The organism is Pseudomonas granadensis (assembly GCF_900105485.1).
Lineage (GTDB): Bacteria > Pseudomonadota > Gammaproteobacteria > Pseudomonadales > Pseudomonadaceae > Aquipseudomonas > Aquipseudomonas granadensis.
In genome coordinates this window covers 5,920,483-5,943,070 of record NZ_LT629778.1, presented here as the reverse complement: position 1 = coordinate 5,943,070, position 22,588 = coordinate 5,920,483, and the positions used below count along the sequence as shown (strand labels likewise).

Here is a 22,588-nt window from a genome sequence, read left to right as displayed (position 1 = left end):
GGCAAGTCCACTTTCCTGCGCTGCATCAATCTGCTGGAAAACCCGCACCAAGGCCAGATTCTGGTGGCCGGCGAAGAACTCAAGCTCAAAGCCGCGAAGAACGGCGAACTGGTTGCCGCCGATGGCAAACAGATCAATCGCCTGCGCTCCGAGATTGGTTTTGTATTTCAAAACTTTAATCTGTGGCCGCACATGAGCGTGCTCGACAACGTCATCGAAGCTCCGCGTCGCGTGCTCGGCCAGAGCAAGGCCGAAGCCATCGAAGTCGCCGAAGCACTGCTGGCCAAGGTCGGCATCGCCGACAAGCGCCACGCCTATCCGGCGCAACTGTCCGGCGGTCAGCAACAACGCGCGGCCATCGCCCGCACATTGGCGATGCAGCCGAAGGTAATCCTGTTCGACGAGCCCACCTCCGCGCTTGACCCGGAAATGGTTCAGGAAGTACTTAGTGTCATCCGCGCATTGGCCGAAGAAGGCCGCACCATGCTGCTCGTGACCCACGAGATGAGCTTCGCCCGTCAGGTTTCCAGCGAAGTGGTGTTCCTTCATCAGGGCCTTATAGAAGAGCAAGGATCGCCACAGCAGGTGTTCGAAAACCCGCTTTCGGCGCGCTGCAAACAATTCATGTCCAGCAACCGCTAACGGAGCAACATGCATGCAGAATTTCAAAAAGGTCTTCCTGGCCGCCGCTGTGACCCTGGCGTTCAGCGCCGGTGCCGTGGCTGAGACCCTGAAAATGGGCATCGAAGCGGCCTACCCGCCGTTCAATAACAAAGACGCCAGCGGCCAGGTGGTCGGCTTCGACAAGGAAATCGGCGACGCCCTGTGCGCGAAGATGAAAGTCGAGTGCACCGTGGTCACTTCCGACTGGGACGGCATCATCCCAGCCCTGAACGCGAAGAAGTTCGACTTCCTGATCTCCTCGCTGTCGATTACCGACGAGCGCAAGGGCGCGGTGGACTTCACCGACCCGTACTACTCGAACAAGCTGCAGTTCATCGCGCCGAAAAACGTCGACTTCAAAACCGACAAGGACTCGCTCAAAGGCAAGACCATCGGTACCCAGCGTGCGACCCTGGCCGGTACCTGGCTTGATGACACCTACGGTACAGATGTCGACGTCAAACTCTACGACACCCAGGAAAACGCCTATCTCGACCTGACTTCCGGTCGCGTCGACGCGATCCTTGCGGACAAGTACGCCAACTATGACTGGCTGAAAAGCGACGCCGGCAAGGCCTACGAGTTCAAAGGCGACCCGGTCGTAGAAAGCGACAAGATCGGCATCGCGGTGCGCAAGGGTGACCCGCTGCGCGAGAAGCTGAACACCGCTCTGAAGGAAATCGTCGCTGACGGTACCTACAAGAAAATCAACGACAAGTACTTCCCGTTCAGCATCTATTGATCTGACCTGTGGGACTGGCGCTGTGACCAAGCGGCGCCGGCTCCCGACTTTGCCTGCCGCAATTTGAACAGAAATCCATGATTATCGACCTCTACGGATTCGGCCCGGCGCTTGCCGCCGGCGCGCTGATGACCGTCCAACTGGCCCTCACCGCCCTGTGCCTGGGCCTGGTGCTCGGCCTGCTCGGCGCCCTGGCCAAGACTTCCCCGTACAAGCCGCTGCAATGGCTCGGCGGCACTTATTCGACGCTGGTACGTGGCGTTCCGGAATTGCTCTGGGTGCTGTTGATCTACTTCGGTACGGTCAACCTGATGCGCGCCCTCGGCGAGTACTTCGGCAACCCCGACCTGCAACTCAATGCCTTCGCCGCCGGCGTGATCGCCCTGGGCCTGTGCTTCGGTGCCTACGCCACGGAAGTGTTTCGCGGCGCGATCCTCGCCATTCCCAAGGGCCATCGTGAAGCCGGCCAGGCCCTGGGCCTGTCGAAATGGCGGATCTTCACCCGCCTGATCATGCCGCAGATGTGGCGCATCGCCCTGCCCGGTCTGGGCAATCTGTTCATGATCCTGATGAAAGACACCGCGCTGGTTTCCGTGATCGGCCTGGAAGAAATCATGCGTCACGCGCAGATCGGCGTGACCGTGTCGAAACAGCCGTTCACCTTTTATATGGTCGCGGCCGTCATGTATCTGGGCCTGACGGTACTGGCGATGACCGGCATGCACTTCCTGGAAAAACGCGCCGCCCGCGGCTTTGCGAGGAGCGCACAATGAACTGGGAAGTGATCATCAAGTGGCTGCCGAAACTGGCGCAAGGCGCGACCCTGACGCTGGAGCTGGTCGCCATTGCGGTAATCGCCGGCCTGCTGCTCGCCATTCCGCTGGGCATCGCCCGCTCTTCGAAGCGGTGGTACGTGCGCTCGCTGCCTTACGCCTACATTTTCTTTTTCCGTGGCACGCCGCTGCTGGTGCAGCTGTTCCTGGTTTATTACGGCCTGGCGCAGTTCGACGCGGTGCGTGGAAGCGCGTTGTGGCCCTACCTGCGCGATCCGTTCTGGTGTGCGACCGTGACCATGACGCTGCACACGGCGGCGTACATTGCCGAAATCCTGCGCGGCGCGATTCAGGCGATTCCACCCGGCGAGATCGAAGCCGCGCGGGCCTTGGGCATGTCCAGACCCAAAGCGATGTTCTACATCGTCCTGCCCCGTGCCGCGCGCATCGGCCTGCCGGCCTACAGCAACGAAGTGATCCTGATGCTCAAGGCCAGCGCGCTGGCGAGCACCGTGACCTTGCTCGAGCTGACCGGCATGGCGCGCACGATCATTGCCCGCACCTATTTGCCGGTGGAGATATTCTTCGCCGCCGGCGTGTTCTATCTGGTCATGGCCTACGTGCTGGTGCGCGGCTTCAAGCTGCTGGAGCGTTGGCTGCGCGTCGATGCCTGCCAGGGCCGCTGAATCCTGCGACGTACTGACGGGCGAGGCCCTACTCGCCCGCTTCAGCGCGCTGGATGCTTTTTTGATCGAGCATCAGGCGCTTTGGAAACCTCGTCCGTTCACTCATCTTTCACTTCCTTGGGAAACTGCCTACCCCGAGTTGTCTTCGTGGCTACGCGGGCGCTCACTGAACGACGCAGAGAACGCTCATAACCAACCTGCTGACCTTGCCGATGCGCCTGAGCCGTTCGCCTCATTGGCAAAGTTATCGGCGAAATTAAGCGCGGTCGGCTCGCTGCCGGGACATGCGCTACTAACCGCCGGCCACCGCTTGAATGTCGATGTGCCGGGGCGCAAATGGCAGCAGATCGAGGCGTTTGCCAGCCGTTTGGCTTTTTCATTGCCGCCGACGCATTGGCTGGACTGGTGTTCGGGCAAAGGTCATCTGGGCCGGCGGTTGCTCAACGCAGGGCAGCAACTGACGTGTGTTGAGTACGATCCTGCGCTGGTCGCCAGCGGTCAAGCGCTGAGTCAGCGTCACCATTTGCATGCTCTGCATATCGAACAGGACGTACTGGCGGCCGACGCGTGCACTATCTTGAACGCCGCACACACACCCGTCGCGCTCCACGCTTGCGGCGATCTGCACGTTCGCTTGATGCAACTGGCCAGCGCGGCCGGGTGCCAGCAGATGGCGATTGCGCCGTGTTGCTATAACCGCACCGATCAGAGCGAATATCAGGCATTGTCGTCACCTGGCCTGCGGTCTGTCCTACGGCTATCGCGGGAAGATCTGGCCCTGCCCATGAGCGAAACCGTCACCGCCGGTGCACGAGTCCGACGCCAGCGCGACACTTCAATGGCTCGTCGTCTGGCCTTCGATTTGCTGCAACGGCAGTTGCGTGGCGCTGACGAATACTTGCCCACCCCGTCATTACCGAGCGCCTGGCTGGATAAACCGTTTGCCGACTACTGCCGCGATCTTGCAGCCCTCAAGGACTTATCCACAGTCGGCACGGCAGATTGGGAGCATCTAGAAGCTTCCGGTTGGCAGCGTCTGGCCGAAGTTCGGAATCTGGAGTTGCTGCGCGGGCTATTCAGGCGGCCGCTAGAGCTTTGGCTGAATCTGGATCGAGCGCTTTTTCTGGTCGAGCAAGGCTATGCGGTGCGCCTCGGCACATTCTGCGAAACGCCCCTTACGCCTCGAAACTTACTGCTTTTGGCCGAACGCGAATAACAGCCCGCCAGCCTGTGGATAACTCTGTTGATTAAATTTGCGCGGATCCAATATATCCGCCTGTTTCGACCTGCCTGCTGCTCTGGTCATTTTTTGTTCACATCAATAAAAAACCGGCAAAACAGCGATTTGCATAAAAAATGAGAATGACTATTAGAAAACCGGCCTAAGTAGACGAACAAGGCTTCGCGTTGTGCATAAGCCGCCAATCAAAACGGCATAACCGCCGAATTGCGGGCATCCAAATCAAATAATTGCGAGCCTCCGCCAGCCTTGCTATACAAAGCCTCACCGCCTCGCCGGCACATGCCTGAATAATAAAATCGACCGACAGGAAGCGACCGTGACGTTCATATCCTATGCACAGAACTTCGAAGACGTCCGCCTGTGGCGCGCGCTCAAGCAGTTCGAACACGGTTTCTACATCGATGTCGGCGCCAACGACCCGAGCCACGATTCGGTCACCAAAGCGTTCTACGATCATGGCTGGCATGGCATCAACGTCGAGCCGATGAAGAATTACTACGACGCGCTCCGCCAGCAACGCCCCCGGGACACCACCGTGCAATGCATCGCCAGCGACCAGCCCGGCGCAGTGAACTTCTACGGCATCCCGGACACCGGCCTGTCCACCGCCGACCCCGTCGTTGCCCAACAACGCAAAGACCTCGGCATGAACGTGCAAAGCTTCACCGTCGAGGCCCGCACACTCACCTCGATCTGCGAACAACACGCCGCCGACCGGCCCATCCACTTCCTCAAGATCGACGTCGAAGGCCACGAAGAAACCGTTCTGCGCGGCATGGACTTCAGCCGCTTCCGCCCATGGATCATCCTGATCGAAACCCCATGGCTGCGCGATCACACCTGGGAACACCTGGTCACCGACGCCGGCTATCAGTCCGTCATGTTCGACGGCCTCAACACCTGGTTCCTCGCCGACGAACACCTCAACCTCAAACCGGCGTTCGAAATTCCGCCCTGCACCCTCGACAACTTCCAACTCTGCCGCGGCCACGCCCTCGCGCATCCACTCAGCCCCGACACCGCCAGACAACTCGCCGAAGCCCTGCACCGCGCCGAACAGGCTGAAAGCCAACTGCATGCCCTGCAAAACAGCCGCGCCGTTCGAGCGCTGCAGAAGCTGCGAAACGTACTGCTTAGAGCCTGATTTGCGGCAACGCAAAAATAGTCTGAATTCAGGGGTTTACAGGATCTTCCCAATCGCTATAATCGTCGCCCACACGCCGGTATAGCTCAGTTGGTAGAGCAACTGACTTGTAATCAGTAGGTCCCGGGTTCGACTCCTGGTGCCGGCACCATACAAAACGAGGCCCCTGCAGAAATGCAGGGGCTTTGTTGTTTCTGGGGTGTTCATATTTTTGGGCGACATCTCGCCTTGATACGACCTGATCCAGCCTTCTTTAGTTAAAGCTCTACTGCTCGGCATGTTTCCGTCATAAATGGCAAACGCCGCATCTGCGCAAACGGTTCAAATCTCAATTTTTATAATGAATTATGAACAGCCAATAATTATGGCTTGCCCACAAGCAGGGGTCATTGAATGAGCAACATCTTTCAGCGCTCTGAGTTGGCTGAATCGATGGCAAACCAGCTTTTGAGTCCGAGCGTACTCGATGAAGGTCTGCGCTCAGGTCTATTCCTGTCCAGCCCGCGCCGTACAGGCAAAACCACATTTCTGAGGAACGATCTTGTCCCGGCACTGGAAGATCGCGGTGCTTTGGTAATTTACGTCGACTTGTGGAGCAATACTCTCGCTAAGCCAGCCACGCTCTTACACAACGCCATCCAAAAAACCCTGAAAGATCTGCAAACGCCGGGCTCCTCGGTACTGGAAACATTCAGACGCGTCAGCAATGTCGAAATTGGCGCCGCAGGATTCAAGTTCGGCTTCAAACTCGACAGCATTGGCAGCCCCCACGGCCCGACACTGGCGCAAGCACTCACAGGAGTCGTGGATCAAGCGAAGACAGATCTGGTATTGATCATCGATGAAGTGCATCACGCCATTTCTTCCGATGACGGCAACCAGTTATTGCTGGCGCTCAAAGCAGCTCGAGACGCAATCAACCCACGCCCACATACACCGGGCTATTTTCTGTTCATCGGGACCGGCTCCCACAGGGCGCAGGTCAGCGAATTGACCGCCAAACGCAACCACGCCTTCTCCGGCGCCACGTCAGCCGCCTACCCGTTGCTGAAAGGCGATTACGTTGAATTCCTGCTCAACCGACTCGCAATGACAGTGAAAAAGGAGAAGCTGCCTTCCCTCGAAGTCGCCATCGATGCGTTCGATACCTTGGGAAACAGACCTGAAGAGATGCTCAAAGCCCTTCGCCAGCTATTGCAGCAAGAGGGCGAACCCGATGTTTTCCTGCCCGTCATAGCCAGCACACTACGCTCGGCAGCGGCGAGCATTGAGCTCGAAAAAGTCGAACAACTGGGCAGCCTGGCCCAAGCCATCTTCAACAAAATCGCCTCAACGGAAGGTGACGCTCGCGGGATCTTTTCCACTGATGCAGCGGCGGAGTATTCAAAATCAGTAGGGCGAGAGGTGCGCGTCGAAGAGATTCAACCGGTGGTGATTGCGCTGGTTGCCGAGAACATCATCATGCGACGCGGGCATGGGATTTATGCCATTACAGATCAGTTTGTTCAAGAGATCTGGCTGGAAGAGCGGGCTTTGATTGGGGGGAGTTAGGTTGCGGACTGGTTCCCCGAAGGGAATAGGGGGTCAGACCACGTTTCCAATTAAATATCGAAAATCGTAGTCTGACCCTGTTTTCCTTCGGTCTCTCAATGCGCACTCCAGAGAAACTACGCAGAATATCAAGCAGCTCTCGCGACTCATCCACGTCTAGAGCATTGTCCTGAAGTATGCACGCCAAACGTGAATACAGCAGATTGATCACCGGGTCGTTCAAATGCGCGAGGTTGTCCTCCAACCACTGCTTTAGAAATACCGCCTCAGCGATGTTCACGATACCGTCGGCTGTAATCCCAGCGGCCAACCCGACCAAAGCATCGGCGGCGCGACGATCGATTCGGGATCGATGGAAGAATTGGCTGTCCTCAAACTCATGGTGTAGCTCCATTACGCGCTTTCCTTGAATAGTGCACTGGCTCGATACCGAAGCATATGCAAGCAAGTTGATGTGGTATTCAAAGCTAGCATCACTGGGCGCAGATACCGCTTTTGAAACAAGAAAAGATAGGTCTGCCCCGTTCCTGCTTCTCCTACAAAGCGAAGCCCCTACGGAAATGCAGAGGCTTTGTTAATTCTCGGGTGCGGATACTTCACCCGCGTTATCTGGCGTGCCGACTGGTGGTGAAAGCGTCCCTTCGGTGACGCGTGCAGCTTTTCCAGTATTCATTTGCCGTACAGAGTCCAGCAAATCCTGCTGAAATTGTTCCTTCTCACGATCCATCGTTTATCCCTCTTACAAGTCGCTTTGGAAGGTTGCCGCCGAGCCGCTGAACTCTGCCTGCTTGTCAGTAGTGAACGCTCGAAAACGACGCAGAGACCGCGTCATATTTGGACGCTACGCTCCGAACTGCCTCAGATGGCGATCCTTCTAATGTAAATGCTGAACTACGCCGCCTCCACCGATAAAGAAATCCGCCGCCCTAACTGCTGCAAAGCGCGCTCGACATTCTCGATTTTGGAGTGGTGCAGGAAATCAACTAGCCGATCGACCTGGGGCCGTTGCACACCAAGACGACGCGCCAGTTCGGCTTTGCTGACACCTGACTCCAATAGCGAATTCCAAAGCGCAACTTTCGCGGCAGTCAGTGCAGGAAGGCGCAACACAACATCATTTTCCTGCTCTCCTGTGTGAGCAGTTGGGATCAACCGGCGATCATCCACATAGATGGAAAATGCCGTCTCAATCGCATCGATGGCGGTAGTCAATGCCTCCCCCCGAGTGTCGCCGACAGCGTGCATCTCTGGAATAGCAGCACAAGTCAGCCAGACGCTGCCCGGCTCTTCGTGAACATCCAAGGCGTATTCGAACATCACGCTTCCTCTCATGGGTACAGCTGGGCCTCAATCCTTTAGGCCCAACTGTTTTATTATCGTTTTTCTCAACCCTTCGCCCATTTCCTTGGCTCCGTGATCGGGAAACACAGTTGATTTGCCATTCAAGGAAACCTTGAAATGGCTGCCCTTGCCGGCTTGGAACTCAACGCCATGGGCTTTCAACCATCGCCGAAACTCGCTGTACTTCATGTGCATCACTCGCTGTTTCGGTAGAGCGAATGTGCAACATATCTGATGCATATGCAACAAAATTGTTGCATGGGTAAATAACCGCTCAAGGCCAGCACTCGGCCATGATTGCGCAGTTGCTCCTGTCGAGCTACCGTCAATCCCGTCGCTGCCAATTCAGCGACCGGGCCTGATAACCCGCGTAAGATACAGGCGCACCAGCGCCCCAAATCACGATTGCCGGCGCTTTTTTGTGTCTGCATTACCGTGCAATGGCGGCTATGCGTGGGAGACTTTCGGGTCTGCCGGGTTCCTGTATCTCCGGTTTATCAGCCTGCGCGTAGCTGCCACCCATTCGCCTGATAACGAATTGGCAGCTCTCATTTGAAACAGGGAGTTTCACAGATGAATGCCATCGATCCACCCGCAATACGCTGCTTCGCGAAACCGTTCACCTCGCTTCACTTTCACTCGAACGGTGAAGCGCAATGACCAATCTCCTCGATCTGAAATTACCCGGCCTCACGCATTTTTCCTTTCAGTCCAATCAGGCGATGTTTCGCACCAACCGGGGCGTACCGGTGGTTGCCGCTTTATCACATGCCTCGCACCTGCTGCACATTTCAAAGCTTCTCACTGCGGACTCCACGATTTCTCGAGATCCTGATCTCCACGCCTATGCCTCGCAGTATTTGCAGGAGTTGAGCAAGGCGCTGATCGATGATGTTGTGAAAGTTCTGGATGCGCCGCCAGTCAGCCATTGACGTAACTCGCCACATTAAGCCCTCGCGTCAATGCGAGGGCTTTTTGCGCTCAAACCTGACTAATCTCAAACACAATCGAAATCTTGCGCTCGCTCGCACTCCACACATACCGCAAATGCTTCCCCTGCTTCGGAATCGAAACCGCCGGCGGCCGAAGCGCTGCAATACACTCGTGCCCAGCCAATCGCACGCTGTTATAGAGCAAGCCCCACGACTCGGCGTCGCGCAGCTGCCGCGCGAATGCTTGCGATGGGCCGTACGCTTCCGGGTCAGGCTGATGCAGGCTTTCAAAGCCATGGCGAACATCATGCAGCGGCTTGACCACTCGATTGACGTAAGTGCGCATGGTCAACTCAAGATCGGCTTCCTGCGTCGCAGCGAGAAAACGCTCCTGGTGAAAACAGGTCTCGGCAATCGCCGCTGCCTGGCTGCTCGCGGCGTAGTAGACGCCGAAGCTGCCGTCGCTGAAACGGCTGCGTTTGCCGACGTGGGTGAAGGCGGCCATCACCGGGCTGGAGCCGGGGCCGGACAGGCGATCTTCGGGGCGTACGCGGGCGAGTACGCCGGCCTGTTCGATCAGGCGATCGTTGGTCAGCGCTTCGATGGCGTAGGCGATTTCGAGGTCTTCGGGGTCGAGGACGTCTTCGAACAGGGCAATCGGCGGGAAGCTGCTGTTGACGATGCGATACGCCCGCGGCCATGGCACATCGACCAGCGCCGGGGTTTTCAACCGCGCACTCCGTCGAGGTAGCGGCGCACATCGGCGATGTCGATCACCCTCCCCGCCAGCATGTAATCCAGCGCCGTCTTGCCATTGAATGGTGCTGCCGTGTTCGGGCTGCTGACCCAGGTATAGGCGCGTTCGCGGCTGTTGCTGAAGATGATGCTCAACGCTTTGTGAATGCCCATCAGATAGGAGATGCGCTCAAGGGTGTCGTGGGGCAAACGGATATTGGGTGGCAGGTGCTTGTATTTGTAGAACGTGGTGTTGCCGACGCCGCCAAGTAAGGTGCGTTGCTGCTCGGCGCTGCAGCCCCAGTGCTCCATGAGATTGAAGAAAAACTTCAGCGCAACGCGGCCGGCTTCGGGGGCGGCGAGTTGTTCCCGTGGACTTAAAACAATGGATGACGTTGGCATCAGTTGCCTCCCATAAACTGTGTGCCTTCAGGTTAGTACATATCTGTAGTAGACGCTTAATTTAATACACATACGAATGACCCTCTAGACGAGACGGGCCGTACGCTTTCTGCAAAATCCTCACCCTTCCCTTGACCCCCATCACCCCCACCCCACCAAAAACCCCGATCCTCTGTCAGCCTCCAGCCATCGGCGGGGAAATCAATTCGCTACTAAATCCGCGACAACTATGCTCAGGTACAGGAATATAGCCAGCATATGGCGCCGGTTCGGTCGTCTCGTACACAACAATACCCAGCCCATTTCAGAGGGCATTACCCATGGATAGCAGAACCTTACGCAACCTGATGCGCATCGTGCAGACCGGCTCGTTGTCGGCCGCAGCGGACCATTCGTGTCTGACCGTGCAGGCGTTGGCCGCGCAGTTGAACAAGGTCGAAGAACAGTTCGGTTTTCGTTTGTTTCGACGTTCCAACAAAGGTCTGACGCTGACGCCGCAAGGCACGGAGCTCACGCCTTACATCGACAAGGTGTTGATCGCGACGCGACAGATGGAAGAAAAAGTCGCGGCGTTGAAAGTGCCGGGGCAGCGCACGTTGAAGGTGGCGTTGAACAATACCCTGGCACCCGACTTCAACCGGCGCATGATCGGGCGTCTGATCGAGGTGTTTCCGGATTATCAGATGGAGTTCAGCTACGCCGAGTCGATGGAGAATCTCAGCAAGCTGAAAAATGAAGATTTCGATCTGGCGGTGTTGATCGGTCCGCAGCGCCCGGGTTTGCCGAGCATTGTGCTGCCGGAGGTGCAGGTCCAGGTGGTCGGTGCGCATTGTGGCCAGGAAAACGATCCGCTGACCTTGCTGGGCAACAAGTTTCAGGTGCGTCCTGCGGAAGATTGTCCGTATTCCCACAGCTTTTTGCGCTTTCTCGATGCAGGTCTGGGCAATCACGAGAATGGCCAACGCATGGTTTATTCGTGCAGTGAAACTTTGACGCTGTCGTTGATCACGCAAATGGACGCGGTGGGCATGGTTTCGCGTGAGGCCGCGCAGAAAAACGGCCTGACGATTTTCCCCGGTTTCGAGGATTTCCTCGAGGTGCGCCTGGCGGTGAACAATCCGGAGTTGTCGAGCCAGGCGTTGAGCGATGTCGTCGACTTGCCGTTACATGAACGAGCCGAGCGCAATGTACGCAGCCGTCCCCACCGCCACACTGAGAAAGAGGTTTTTGCTGAAATACGCACATAGCAACGTCGGAATCGCGGCATAGAATTCCGGGCGATCGAGCTGTATCTGCCGGTCCTTGATCAACAAGGGGGTCAGGCTGATCGCGGCGACGATCGCCACCGGCAAGTACTCCAATGCCCGCGCGATAAACGGCGGCCAGTGTTCGGTGTTGATTTGCAGCGGCAGCGCGCGCGGCAGGAACGTCACCGCCATCATCAGCGCGACCACCAGGATCAGGAACGTTTGGTCAGGCATACACCGACTCCGCAGCCCACAAACGTGGCGATAAACACATTGAACGGCGAACTGCCCATCAGGCTCAACGCGCCCATGCAAACCACCGCAGCAGCGGCAGCGATGAGTTTGTTGCGTGTGTTGCACAGCGACACCAGCACGTAAAGCATCATGGCAGTCAGGGCGTAGTCGAGCTGATATTTGATCAGGTGCGCGGCGTACTGCGCGCACACCGCGCCGAGCAGGCCACCGAGCACCCAAGAGGTGTGGCAGAACAGGTTGAAACCGATCAGATAACGCACGTTGACGGGGGCGCCTGTACCGAGCTTGACGCTGTGAAACGCAAAGGATTCATCGGTCAGGCCACCAGCGTAACACCAGCGCTCCATGCGGCTCAGGCCGAGCGCACGCAAGGCTTTGGCCATGTACACCGACATCAGCATGTGCCGCGCATTGATCAGAAAAGTCGTCAGCACGATGGTGGTCAGCGATGCGCCGCTGGAGATCAGCGCCAGCGCGGCGAATTGCGAAGCGCCGGCATACACGAACAAGCACATCGCTACCGGCAGCCACATCGGCAGCCCGGCATTCACAGCCATCAGGCCGAACACGAACGCCACCGTGAAATACCCGGCGACCACCGGGCTGGCTTCGGCAAACGTGCGCGACGGCTGATGGTCGGCCATCAACGGCGCACTGCCGGACGTTTCATTCATAGGTCCCTCTCAAATGTCCGTTCGCCGTGAGGCTCGCAAAAACCCTGGGCTGCCCAAAAACGCTTGCCCGCGAGGTTAGCATCGTCGACGAACAGAAACATCCGCAACACCCCGACCCGTTTCATGTCGGATGACGCCGCTTCAACCAGCCGTTGACCGACGCCCTGGCTGCGATAGCGCGGGCTGACCGCCAAGTGATTGATGGTGCCGCGGCTACCGAGCATGCCACCCAACACCGCGCCGACGATTTCGCCGGCAACGTCGAACGCCAGATAGGCCGTGGTGGTTTTCTGGATCAGCACGCCGCGCAGGCACTTGGCGTCCTGCCATTCGCAGAACGACACTTCGTCGAACTGACGGAAAAAGCGCTCCATGCGCTGCGCATCCTTGGCGGTGGCGCGGCGCAACACCACGGGCGTTGAGCACTCGACGCCGTCGACTGGGGTGATCTGATTAGCGAACAATGTCGAAAGCGGTCCCGGGCCGCGAGAAGGAAATCGCCAGAATCTGCCGGAATGCCATGGCATGGGTGTGCGTATTGCGCGCCGGGGTCACGTAGTGGCGCATGTCACGGTCGAGGAAATAGGTGGTGTCGAGAATTTCCTGGTAAGTGGTCGACGCCAGTTGATGCTCGTGGATGTCGTACAAACGACTCTCCGCACCCTCGACGTTATTGCGCCCCCAGAAATGCACACCGCTGAACGGGTAGCCGTCGCAGTGAATGCCTTCCGGGGTGATTTCCAGTTGTTTGCCGGGTTTGATCTCGATGCGGATCTGATGGATCTGGCACTGCCAGATTTCATCGTGCAGCTCTTCCGGTAGTACGCTTTTATACACTTCGAAGTCCGTGTCGATCAGGCTGCGCATCACCGGCGAATTCATCACTTCCTCGGAGAAGTCCTGGAAGTGCCGCACGACGCCACCGACGTAGGCGTTGTTTTCCTTCGACTGCACGTAAGCGCGATGTTCGAGTTGCTTCAGTTCGCGAGTCTTCGGGTTGTATTCGAAGTCGCTGTAACGACGGTAACGCATGCCGGCTTCGGCCTGACCGTAGTAGCTGTCAGGCTCCATGTTTTCCCAACTTTTGGTCAATCTGACGAAGTCGGCAAAATGACCGTAGAGATTGAAGTCACCACCCTGGACGTTGACATATTTGTCGCGCCGTAGCGATTCGCCCACTTCTCTGTTCAAAACGATCATTACCCAAATCTCCGCTGCGTTGAGCGGCCTAATCTATTAGGTGGAGAATTTGCGTCCATGAGAAAGAATTTCAGGCATTTGAAGCGCTGTTTGAAACGGCACCTGCAGCGCTTGAAAAACAACTTTTACATGACAGAAACACGGGTTTTTTCGTTTTTTTGTCGAAAAACCGGCGAAAAAAAACCCCGAACGAATCGGGGTTTTCTCATTTTCGTTACAGCCCGATCATCAGAAGATGTTGATCGGGTAGTCGACGAACACACGCAGCTCGTTGCCGCTGACGTTGTATTCGCTGGATTTCTGCGATACGCGCAGGAGCGAGCTGCGCAGTTTCACGCTGAGGTCTTTGGCCGGGCCGCTTTGCACGACGTACTTGACCTGGTTGAAAATCTCGCGCTCGGTGCCGCCTTCGCTGGTCGACGTGGTGATGTTGTCGCCACGTACGTACGCGAAGTTGTAGCTCAGACCCGGTACGCCGAATGCGCCGAAGTCCAGGCCGTAGCCCAACTGCCAGCTGCGTTCGTCTTCGGCGTTGAAGTCGGACCAGTAGGAGTTGGCCAGGTAGATGGAGTTACCACCGTCGCCGACACGCCCCTGATCTTTCTGATAGCCGCCGTAGGCGTAACCGAGGTTGCTGTCGCCGGTGGAACGCTGGTGCGCCACGGTGAACGAGTGCGGGCCGGTGGCGAAGGTCGCTGCCAGGCTCCAGATCTTGTTGTCGTCGCCGGTTACACCGTTTTCTCGGACATACGAGTTGTCCAGCTTGGTGCGATAACCGTTGAAGTCCAGGGTCAGCGACTGGTCCTTGTTGAAAGGCAATACGTAGTTGGCGTTCACGTACTGTTTCTTCAAGACGTCTTCAACATCGGAGGCGTACAGCGCGCCTTTGAAGTGTTCGGTGAACTGATAGCTGCCGCCCAACACGTTGATCGCTTTCAGACCGCCGCTGTCACGGCCTTCATCGCTCTTGCGCGATTCGGCGGTGAAACGCCCGGCGTTCAGTTCCAGACCTTTGATCTCGCGCGACGTGATCAAGGTACCGGTGTAGCTTTCCGGCAGCAGACGCACGTTGTCGTAGCTCAGCACCGGCAAGGCCGGCATCTGGTCACCGTAAGTCAGCACGGTGTTGGACACACGGAATTTGACCGCTGCGCCGCCCTTGGCGATGTCATGGGCCGCGCGACCATCGTTTTCCTGTTTGAAGAAGTCGATACCTTGCGCGCCGGTGCGACCCTTGCCGCCGTCCAGACGCAGCGCGTACAGACCAAAGGCGTCAACGCCGACACCCACGGTGCCTTGGGTGAAGCCGGACGAGAACGTCCCGATCGCCGCCTGGCCCCACTCGGCTTTGTCCGGACGACCGTCTTTGTAATCACGATTGATGTAGGCGTTGCGCAGCAGCACTTTCAGACTGCTGTCTTCAACGAAACCCTTGGATTCGGCCTGGTCGTTAGCCATGGCCTGTGTAGCACTCAACATCCCCAGTGCGATCAGACTGATTCGCTTGTTCAACATTTTGTTTTCCTTATTACGGGTTGAAACGCGCTGTGTCGAACGGCTGAAACGGCGCTTTTGCACTCTTGTATTCACCCCGAAACAAAAAGACCCGCCGACGACAAGTCATGGCGGGCCTGCTCCTTATTTTGAGTCATGGCGGTTAGCCACAGGCGTTGGGCCGAATCGTAGCCGCGGCCTGAACAATGTGTCAATTTCAAGAATCGTCTTTAAATAGGCAGAAATCGTCTAAGAAACGTAAATTCTTAGCTAGGCTGTTGCAGAAAACCAAGGTTGAGCAGGGAGTTTTGAACAGTAGGGGTGAGCCTGCTCGCGATAGCGGTCTGCCTGTTGCAATATTGTCGACTGGCAGACCGCTATCGCGAGCAGGCTCACTTCTACACTCGTTTTGTGTCGGGCATAAAAAAGCGCCGCCTTCCCGGCAGCGCTTTTTCCGATCCCTGTTGTTCTTCTTATCCTTCCATCACAGCCCACAACGCATCCAGTTCGGCCTCGCTGAACAGGTCAGCGGGATAGCGCTCGATCATCATCCGGCGCGGATCAGGTTCTCTGATCTGACGCGTTCCATTGGATTTCAACCAGTGCGCCACACGCTGGAGCGTTTCGCCGTTAACGGCCATGGGATGCAAAGTCCGCTCGCTGATTACGTTCACTTCGGCGTTCATTTCAGCGCTCTCTCCCGTTCGTGAGCGGCTACGTTATCCAAGATTCATGACAGAACTGTTGAAGTTCTTCTCCCTCCCTAGTGCAACAGAAGCAATACAAGAGCTATGCCAAGCTTTTTGCCCGGGCGACCAATGGAGACAAAAAAAGCCCGCGGTCCTTTCGGGCTGCGGGCTTGGTGTTCCTGACCGGCACGTTAAAAAACGTCAGGCTTTTTTACCTGTCAACTCAGGCTGTTACGACTCAACTCACTCTTTGTGCGGCGCCGGTTGCTGTTGGGTAAGGCAGTGAATATTGCCCCCGCCCAGTAACAGTTCGCGGCCGGGCACCATCACCACTTCGTGCTGCGGGAACAGCTTCTGCAGGATTTCCCGCGCTGGCGCATCCATTGGATCGTCGAAGCTCGGCGCGATGATGCCGCCGTTGACGATCAGGAAGTTGACGTAGGAACCGGCCAGGCGCGCGGACGGGTTGCGTTCCTGGGTGCCGTCGACCGGATCGACGCCGGCGCACTCTTCCTCGGTCGCGTACAGCGGCCCTGGAATCGGCATCTTGTGCACCGTGAACGGGCGGCCCTTGGCGTCGGTGCTGCTTTGCAGCACGTTCATCGCAGCCTGGCAGCGCGGGTAGTTCGGATCCTGCGGATCGTCCGTCCAGGCCAGCAACACTTCGCCCGGACGCACATAGCAGCAGAAGTTATCCACATGGCCGTCGGTTTCATCGTTGAACAGGCCATCCGGCAGCCAGATGATCTTGTCCACAGCCAGATTGGCGCTGAGCACCGCTTCGATTTCTTCGCGGCTCAGGTGCGGATTACGGTTGCGGTTGAGCAGGCACTCTTCAGTGGTAATCAGCGTGCCTTCGCCGTCAACGTGAATCGAACCGCCTTCGAGCACAAAACCTTCGGTTCGGTAACGCGGGCTGCGTTCAATCTCGAGGATCTTGCCGCCGACCTGCGAATCACGATTCCAAGGCGCATACAGGCCGCCATCGAAGCCGCCCCAGGCATTGAAATCCCAGTTCACGCCGCGCACTTCGCCGCTGTTGTTGATGACGAAAGTCGGGCCGCTGTCGCGCACCCAGGCATCGTCGCTGGACATCTCGACGACGCGGATATTCGGCACGTCGAGGCGCGCGCGGGCGTTTTCATATTGGCCGGCGGAGACCGCCACCGTCACCGGTTCGAAACGGGCGATGGCTTTGGCTACCGCGGCGTGTGCGGCCTGCGCCGGTTTGCCGCCCAGGCGCCAGTTGTCCGGGCGCTCGGGCCAGATCATCCAGGTCTGGGTTTGCGCTGCCCACTCGGCCGGCATGTAGAAGCCGTCGGCGCGCGGGGTGCTTTTCAAGGTGGTCATCGGGATCAGGACTCCAGGGAACCGTCGAGGGTTTTCAACGCACCGTACAGGTTCGGACGGCGGTCACGGAATGAACCCCACGCGCTGCGAATGTGTTCGAGCTCGTCGAGGTTGAAAGTGTGCACAAGAATACCTTCTTCGGTTTTATTCAGCTCCTGCACTTTTTCGCCGAACTGGTTGGCAATGAATGAGGAGCCGTAAAACGTGATGTCATAACCGTCCTGTTCTTCGCGGCCGATGCGGTTGCTGGCGATCAGCGGCATCAGGTTGGCCCCGGCGTGGCCCTGTTGCACACGCTGCCAATGGTCGCGCGAGGAAATCGTCTGGTCGTGCGGTTCGCTGCCGATCGCGGTCGGATAAAACAGGATTTCCGCGCCCTGCAACGCCATGCTGCGCGCGGCTTCCGGGAACCACTGATCCCAGCAGATGCCCACGCCGATTTTTGCGTAACGGGTGTTCCACACTTTGAAACCGGTATCGCCGGGGTTGAAGTAGTACTTCTCGTGATAGCCGGGACCGTCCGGAATGTGGCTTTTACGATAAATCCCGAGGTTGCTGCCGTCGGCATCGATGATCGCGATGCTGTTGAACCGCGCACGCCCGGCCAGTTCGTAGAAGCTGATCGGCAGTACCACTTGCAGCTCTTTGGCGATGTTCTGGAAATGCTTGATTGCAACGTTGTCCTCGACCGTCGTCGCCAATTGCAGGTAATCCGGGTTGGGTTTCTGGCAGAAGTACGGCGCCTCGAACAATTCCTGAATCAGGATGATCTGCGCGCCTTTGGCAGCAGCTTCACGCACCAGTCTTTCAGCGATTTCGAGGTTGGCGTGCAGATCCCACGAACAGGCCATCTGAGTGGCGGCAACGGTAACGATACGGCTCATGAATCATCTCCGGGCAGGTGCTTCGACGGTCGGAAAGTCGACCGAAAAATAAACGCGCGCACCGGACAAGCGATCGCCATGCCGGAGCAATGGCGACTTTATAGCCGATAAATATCGGCTTTAGAAGCACTTGAAACGCCTTATGTCGAAATAAAACCTAAAAATACCGATACAAATCGAACTCACAACCTAAAATAACGGTGGGAGCGAGTCTGCTCGCGAAGGCGGTCTCACAGTCAACAATGATGTCGATTGATCGATAGCTTTCGCGAGCAGGCTCGCTCCCACAGGGGATTTGCAGCGCTTACAGGCCTTCGCTGAACACCCGGTCGAGCATATCCACGAAGAAATCCACGCTTTGACGCGATGTGACCATCGGCGGCTTGATCTTGAGAATGTTCAGATCATCACCGGTCGGCTGCATGAAGATCCCCAGCTCACGCAGGCGATCGCACAGCAGCGCGGTCTCTTCGGTCGCTGGTTCCAGCGTGTCGCGGTTGCGGATCAGTTCAAGCCCCTGATAAAACCCCGAACCATGCACCGCTCCCGCGTGCGGATGTTTATCGATCAACGCTTCGAGCCGCGCCTTGAAATGGCCACCGACCACCTGGGCGTTTTCCCAGAGTTTTTCTTCTTCCATGACATCCAGCACCGCCATGCCGATCTGGCAACTGACCGGACTGCCGCCCGCCGACGAGAAGAAATAGCCCTCGGCCTCCAGCGCCTCGGCGATCTCCCGCCGCGTGATCACCGCGCCCAGTGGCTGGCCGTTGCCCATGCCCTTGGCCATGGTGATGATGTCCGGCACCACGCCCTGTTCTTCAAAGCCCCAGAAGAAATGGCCCATGCGCCCGTAACCGACCTGTACTTCGTCGGCGATGCACACGCCGCCCCGGGCGCGCACCAATGCATAGACCTGTTGCAGATACCCCGGCGGCAGCGAAATGCCACCGGCGTTGCCGTACACCGGCTCGCAAATGAACCCGGCCAATTGGCGCTTTTGCTCAGCCAGTTTGTGTAATTGCTGTTCAACGCTGCGCACGTAATCCGGCGCTGAATCGCGACCACGGAATTCACCGCGATAAGTATTCGGCGCGGTCACCGGATGCACCCAATCCGGACGGCTTTCGAGGGCTCTGGGGTTGTCGGCAATGGAAGTCGATACCGCATCGGCGCCCACCGTCCAGCCGTGATAGGCCTCCAGCACGCTGAGCATGTCGCGCCCGCCGCTGTAAGCCCAGGCCAGACGAATCGCCAGATCGTTGGCCTCGCTGCCGCTGTTGACCAGAAACACCCGATCCATGCCTTCCGGCGCCAGCTTCAGCAGGCGTTCGGAAAACTCGGCGACCGCCGCATAGTTGAACCGCGAATTGGTGTTGAGCAGCGACCACTGCCGCGCCGCCACCGCCGCCATGCGCGGGTGACCGTGACCGAGCACCGCGACGTTGTTGAGCATGTCGAGATAGGAACGGCCCTGCATGTCGATCAGATGATTGCGCCAGCCGCGCTCGATGCGCGGCGGGTCGACGTAATAGTGTTTTTGCGTACGGGCGAAACTGGCGTCGCGCCGCTCAAGCAGGGTTTTGCCGTCCAGTTCCGGCTCGGCATCACAGGCGAGCCCCAGCACCGCGGCCGGCGAAGGACACAGGGCCTGCCATGCCGCTGCACGCGATGGTGTACAGAACAACGGCGCCGGAATTTGTGCGTCACGGCAAAGTTGCACCAGCAACGGTCCGCTGACCGAGCCCAGCGCCTGCCCCTTGGCCAGCGTCGAACCACTTGGCAGCGAGGTCGTCATGCCCCAAAGCCGCACGCTGAGCTGCGGGCCGTCCAGACACAGCGCGCCGTCAGCCGTCTCGCGCAGGACAGCGGCGAACGGCGCTTGCACGACGCAGCCATGGGGAACACGCAGTTCGACATGCAGCGGGAAGGTTTGCGGCTCGACGGCGCTGTCAGGCTGTGTGCGTGACAATCGATACTGGCCGTAACGGCTCGCCGCGAGGCCATGCACGGCCGCGGCTTCATCCAGCAGACGCTGGTCGACGCCCGCCTGTTCCCAATTACCGGCCTCGAAATGCGGGCTCAGCACACCCAGGTCGATCAGGGCAAACTCGCGGCCGACCAGTCCCGGCAGCAACGTTGCGAAATCGCCACTGTCGATCGCCGGCAGGCTGTGCCCCACCAAGGTCAGGATCGCCGCTTCCATCAGCGCCAACGGCACCGAGGTGGCGACACGGAAAATTTCCCATTCATGGCTGAGGTTGTCGCGGCTGTAGCTGTTGGTCGGATCGATGCTGACCTGCTGCTCGCCACTGAGTACCAGCACGGCCGCGCGCGCGACGATCAACGGCCACAGCGCCTGCAATTCTTCATATTGCAGCGGATTGACCGCATGGTAGGCCTGCACCGCCGGGAGGATGACAAACGGATCGCCGTCGGCGTGATGCAGCAACGCAGCGCAAGTGACTGACAGATCGGTGATGCGCCAGGTGCGCACCAGATCACCGAAATCGATCACGCCCTGCAACTGCCAGTGACGCTGGGCATCGCGCGCCCAGACGACATTGTCATCGGTGATGTCCATGTGGATCGCCTGCACCGGCAGCTTGTCCTGCAGCGGCTGCAAGCGGCGCTCGGCCTGTTCGGCAGCCTCGGCAATCAGGGTGCGCTGCTGCACGTCCTTGATCACCGGCAGGAGATGCTCGATCAGCGCACTGGCGTGGCGCGCGTCCCACTGCAAGGTGCGCGCGAGACCCGGGTGATCGAACCCGGCCAGCGCCAGATCCATCTCACCGCACAGCCGGCCGAAGTCTGCCACTACCTTGCGGCCGAGATGATCGAGGTGCGTCAGGGACTGGCCCTCGATGTAATCGAGCAGCCGCACATGTACCAATTCACCGTCGGCCTGCAGCGTCAGCAAGTCCTCGCCGTTTTTCGCCGCAATGACGCGCGGCACTGCTATTGCCGAGTGCTCGGCCAGATATTTCAGACCCGCGTGCTGGGCTTGCAACTCCACCAGTGCGTAATCGCCGCGGCAGATTTTCATCACAAAGCGCCCACGCGGGCTGTCGACGCGGTAATTGAGATCCTGCTGGCTGCCGAGTGCGTGAAGAGCGCCGCTGAGCCCGTAATGCTCCGCCAGCCATTGCTGCGCTTGCTCCTGCGAAACCTGCGGGCTGGGCAAACTGGCGCGGTGAATCAACGTGGCGAGCGGCATGGAACGACCCCTGAAATTTTATTAGGCGCTTATATCGCCATTGCTTCCGGCGATGCGCAACTCTTTATCACAACGACAAAGCAGTTGGATGCGGCAACGCCGTAGCGAGAGCGTCGCTGGAAAATTTCACACAGGACTTTCAGATTGAGTTTCCGTGCAACTCTGGGCAACCTGCGTGCTGAATTTCCACGCAGGATGCAATCCTCGTCATGTCCTTCCGTCGCCTCGCCCTTACGAATAAAAAGGTTCGCAACATCCCTCGCCGACTACGCGCCTTGGCTAACTGGGCCGCTGACTTCGATGGGTATTTTCCAGCCGGCCTGACCCAGGAAAGTAAATACTGCAACTGGAAAATTCCGATCCACATGTCGTTGGTGGAAGGAAAACAGGCAACCGCCGAGCTGAAAAGGCAATGCGCGCAGCACATGGTCGACGCAGCACATCGTCTGCGCATGTCACGTCCAGCGAACGCCATCAACTGCCGGGTTGTTGCAGCCATTTGTGTTCCGGGCATGTTTTCCAGCGAAATCTGTATCTATACAGACCTCGAATACCATCGCGGTCATATCCCTTTGGCTGACAGCGAAGAAGTTGAAACCGGTAGAAGCCTGGCTCAGGAATGGGGACTCGTCCTGCCACCCGGCATGGGTGAACGAGGCTTACGCTACAAGGTTGAAAACTGGGAAGGCCAGATTCATGAAGAAGAACGCTGGTATTTCGGTGAGGTCGATTAATTCGACCACGTCATCCGCGCTCGCACCGCGCGGCACTTTGAGCAAGAATGACGGCCATTCATACCTGACTACGGAAATCCTCATGAATGTAATCACCACCGATCTGCCCGGTGTTCTGATCATCGAACCCAAGGTGTTTGGTGACGAGCGCGGTTTCTTCTACGAGAGTTTCAACGCCAAGGCGTTCCAGGACGCGACCGGCCTCGATACACAATTCGTTCAGGACAACCACTCGCGCTCGCAAAAAGGCGTGCTGCGTGGCCTGCATTACCAATTGCAGAACACCCAGGGCAAACTGGTGCGCGTGACGTTCGGCGAAGTGCTGGACGTGGCCGTTGATATCCGTCGCAGCTCGCCGCACTTCGGCAAATCGGTGGCGGTGCGGCTGTCGGCGGAAAATCATCGTCAGTTGTGGGTGCCGGAAGGTTTCGCCCATGGTTTTGTAGTGCTGAGCGAGTTCGCCGAATTTCTTTACAAGACCACCAACTACTACGATCCATCGTCCGAACGCAGCATCCGCTGGGACGACCCGGCGCTGGGCATCGACTGGCAACTGGACGAAGCGCCGAAGCTGTCGGCCAAGGACCAGGCCGCCGTGCTGCTCAAGGACGCTGACGTCTTCGCCTGAGCCC

At 58.0% G+C, this 22,588-nt stretch carries 24 protein-coding genes, 1 tRNA gene and 1 pseudogene; 12 read left to right on the top strand and 14 right to left on the bottom strand.

Translation table 11 applies throughout. The annotated features are described in order from the left end of the window. The 8 genes from BLU52_RS27070 to BLU52_RS26540 all read left to right on the top strand — a co-directional run. Nucleotides 1-642: ATP-binding cassette domain-containing protein (locus tag BLU52_RS27070; protein ID WP_090288380.1), on the top strand; the 642-nt coding region annotated here is incomplete at its 5' end. Between the two features lie 13 nt (nt 643-655). Continuing rightward, nucleotides 656-1,405, top strand: coding sequence for an ABC transporter substrate-binding protein (locus BLU52_RS26570; RefSeq protein WP_090288378.1), 750 nt, complete (start codon nt 656-658; stop codon nt 1,403-1,405). Between the two features lie 77 nt (nt 1,406-1,482). Further along, the gene (locus BLU52_RS26565; protein WP_090288376.1) at nt 1,483-2,178 is read left to right on the top strand and encodes an ABC transporter permease; all 696 of its coding nucleotides are present in this window, start codon (nt 1,483-1,485) and stop codon (nt 2,176-2,178) included. After that, nucleotides 2,175-2,864, top strand: coding sequence for an ABC transporter permease (locus tag BLU52_RS26560; RefSeq protein ID WP_090288375.1), 690 nt, complete (start codon nt 2,175-2,177; stop codon nt 2,862-2,864). Before BLU52_RS26565 ends, BLU52_RS26560 begins: the two co-directional genes overlap by 4 nt. After that, nucleotides 2,845-4,080 (top strand): methyltransferase, encoded by a 1,236-nt coding sequence (locus tag BLU52_RS26555; protein ID WP_090288373.1) that lies wholly within the window; start codon nt 2,845-2,847, stop codon nt 4,078-4,080. Before BLU52_RS26560 ends, BLU52_RS26555 begins: the two co-directional genes overlap by 20 nt. A gap of 343 nt (nt 4,081-4,423) precedes the next feature. After that, nucleotides 4,424-5,251 (top strand): FkbM family methyltransferase, encoded by an 828-nt coding sequence (locus BLU52_RS26550; RefSeq protein WP_090288369.1) that lies wholly within the window; start codon nt 4,424-4,426, stop codon nt 5,249-5,251. A gap of 75 nt (nt 5,252-5,326) precedes the next feature. Continuing rightward, a tRNA-Thr gene (locus BLU52_RS26545) sits at nt 5,327-5,402 on the top strand. Between the two features lie 242 nt (nt 5,403-5,644). Next, a complete protein-coding gene (locus BLU52_RS26540) occupies nt 5,645-6,802 on the top strand; it encodes an ATP-binding protein (RefSeq protein ID WP_090288367.1) in 1,158 nt (385 codons plus the stop codon). Nucleotides 6,803-7,430: 628 nt separating this feature from the next. Here the strand turns inward: BLU52_RS26540 and BLU52_RS26530 are convergent. From BLU52_RS26530 to BLU52_RS26520, 3 genes and pseudogenes are all read right to left on the bottom strand, one after another. Beyond that, nucleotides 7,431-7,529 (bottom strand): annotated as a pseudogene (locus BLU52_RS26530) (helix-turn-helix domain-containing protein); the annotation flags it as partial. A 164-nt stretch (nt 7,530-7,693) separates the two neighbouring features. After that, complete coding sequence (locus tag BLU52_RS26525; protein ID WP_090288365.1) at nt 7,694-8,119, bottom strand: type II toxin-antitoxin system HicB family antitoxin; 426 nt, start codon at nt 8,117-8,119, stop codon at nt 7,694-7,696. A gap of 30 nt (nt 8,120-8,149) precedes the next feature. Continuing rightward, nucleotides 8,150-8,332, bottom strand: a complete 183-nt coding sequence (locus BLU52_RS26520; protein ID WP_039757027.1) for a type II toxin-antitoxin system HicA family toxin — start codon at nt 8,330-8,332, stop codon at nt 8,150-8,152. A gap of 467 nt (nt 8,333-8,799) precedes the next feature. Here BLU52_RS26520 and BLU52_RS26515 point away from each other — a divergent pair, with 467 nt between their 5' ends. Next, nucleotides 8,800-9,075 carry a DUF3077 domain-containing protein gene (locus BLU52_RS26515; protein ID WP_039756474.1) on the top strand — a complete coding sequence of 92 codons (276 nt, stop codon included), beginning with the start codon at nt 8,800-8,802 and terminating at the stop codon, nt 9,073-9,075. Between the two features lie 49 nt (nt 9,076-9,124). On the opposite strand, the gene BLU52_RS26510 is transcribed toward BLU52_RS26515, so the two are convergent. Together BLU52_RS26510 and BLU52_RS26505 are read right to left on the bottom strand one after the other, a co-directional pair. After that, the gene (locus tag BLU52_RS26510; RefSeq protein ID WP_090288705.1) at nt 9,125-9,790 is read right to left on the bottom strand and encodes an RES family NAD+ phosphorylase; all 666 of its coding nucleotides are present in this window, start codon (nt 9,788-9,790) and stop codon (nt 9,125-9,127) included. Nucleotides 9,791-9,801: 11 nt separating this feature from the next. Further along, nucleotides 9,802-10,212 carry an MbcA/ParS/Xre antitoxin family protein gene (locus tag BLU52_RS26505; RefSeq protein WP_090288363.1) on the bottom strand — a complete coding sequence of 137 codons (411 nt, stop codon included), beginning with the start codon at nt 10,210-10,212 and terminating at the stop codon, nt 9,802-9,804. Between the two features lie 320 nt (nt 10,213-10,532). Between BLU52_RS26505 and BLU52_RS26500 the strand changes: the two genes are divergently transcribed. Then, nucleotides 10,533-11,459 (top strand): LysR family transcriptional regulator, encoded by a 927-nt coding sequence (locus tag BLU52_RS26500; protein WP_090288361.1) that lies wholly within the window; start codon nt 10,533-10,535, stop codon nt 11,457-11,459. Here the strand turns inward: BLU52_RS26500 and BLU52_RS26495 are convergent. The 9 genes from BLU52_RS26495 to BLU52_RS26455 form a co-directional block, all read right to left on the bottom strand. Continuing rightward, a complete protein-coding gene (locus tag BLU52_RS26495; RefSeq protein WP_090288359.1) occupies nt 11,376-11,693 on the bottom strand; it encodes an AzlD domain-containing protein in 318 nt (105 codons plus the stop codon). The genes BLU52_RS26500 and BLU52_RS26495 overlap by 84 nt on opposite strands. After that, complete coding sequence (locus BLU52_RS26490; RefSeq protein WP_090288357.1) at nt 11,672-12,388, bottom strand: AzlC family ABC transporter permease; 717 nt, start codon at nt 12,386-12,388, stop codon at nt 11,672-11,674. The genes BLU52_RS26495 and BLU52_RS26490 overlap by 22 nt, the downstream gene beginning before the upstream one ends. Beyond that, entirely contained in the window at nt 12,385-12,762 is a 378-nt protein-coding gene (locus tag BLU52_RS26485; RefSeq protein ID WP_016986309.1) for a GNAT family N-acetyltransferase, read from the bottom strand. Before BLU52_RS26485 ends, BLU52_RS26490 begins: the two co-directional genes overlap by 4 nt. A gap of 79 nt (nt 12,763-12,841) precedes the next feature. After that, nucleotides 12,842-13,588 (bottom strand): 2OG-Fe dioxygenase family protein, encoded by a 747-nt coding sequence (locus BLU52_RS26480; protein ID WP_090288355.1) that lies wholly within the window; start codon nt 13,586-13,588, stop codon nt 12,842-12,844. A gap of 228 nt (nt 13,589-13,816) precedes the next feature. Continuing rightward, nucleotides 13,817-15,103, bottom strand: coding sequence for an OprD family porin (locus BLU52_RS26475; RefSeq protein ID WP_090288353.1), 1,287 nt, complete (start codon nt 15,101-15,103; stop codon nt 13,817-13,819). 452 nt (nt 15,104-15,555) lie between these two features. Then, nucleotides 15,556-15,768: a hypothetical protein gene (locus BLU52_RS26470; protein WP_090288350.1), complete on the bottom strand. Its 213-nt coding sequence runs from the start codon at nt 15,766-15,768 to the stop codon at nt 15,556-15,558. Nucleotides 15,769-16,014: 246 nt separating this feature from the next. After that, on the bottom strand, nt 16,015-17,121 hold the full coding sequence (gene aguA / locus BLU52_RS26465) for an agmatine deiminase (RefSeq protein ID WP_090288348.1): 1,107 nt from the start codon (nt 17,119-17,121) through the stop codon (nt 16,015-16,017). Nucleotides 17,122-17,126: 5 nt separating this feature from the next. Further along, complete coding sequence (gene aguB, locus BLU52_RS26460) at nt 17,127-18,005, bottom strand: N-carbamoylputrescine amidase (RefSeq protein WP_090288346.1); 879 nt, start codon at nt 18,003-18,005, stop codon at nt 17,127-17,129. Between the two features lie 304 nt (nt 18,006-18,309). Beyond that, nucleotides 18,310-21,222 carry an aminotransferase gene (locus BLU52_RS26455; RefSeq protein ID WP_090288344.1) on the bottom strand — a complete coding sequence of 971 codons (2,913 nt, stop codon included), beginning with the start codon at nt 21,220-21,222 and terminating at the stop codon, nt 18,310-18,312. A 209-nt stretch (nt 21,223-21,431) separates the two neighbouring features. Here BLU52_RS26455 and BLU52_RS26450 point away from each other — a divergent pair, with 209 nt between their 5' ends. Together BLU52_RS26450 and rfbC are read left to right on the top strand one after the other, a co-directional pair. Continuing rightward, nucleotides 21,432-21,956 (top strand): DUF3916 domain-containing protein, encoded by a 525-nt coding sequence (locus BLU52_RS26450; protein ID WP_090288342.1) that lies wholly within the window; start codon nt 21,432-21,434, stop codon nt 21,954-21,956. Between the two features lie 82 nt (nt 21,957-22,038). Beyond that, nucleotides 22,039-22,584: a dTDP-4-dehydrorhamnose 3,5-epimerase gene (gene rfbC / locus BLU52_RS26445; protein ID WP_090288340.1), complete on the top strand. Its 546-nt coding sequence runs from the start codon at nt 22,039-22,041 to the stop codon at nt 22,582-22,584. Nucleotides 22,585-22,588 lie beyond the last annotated feature (4 nt).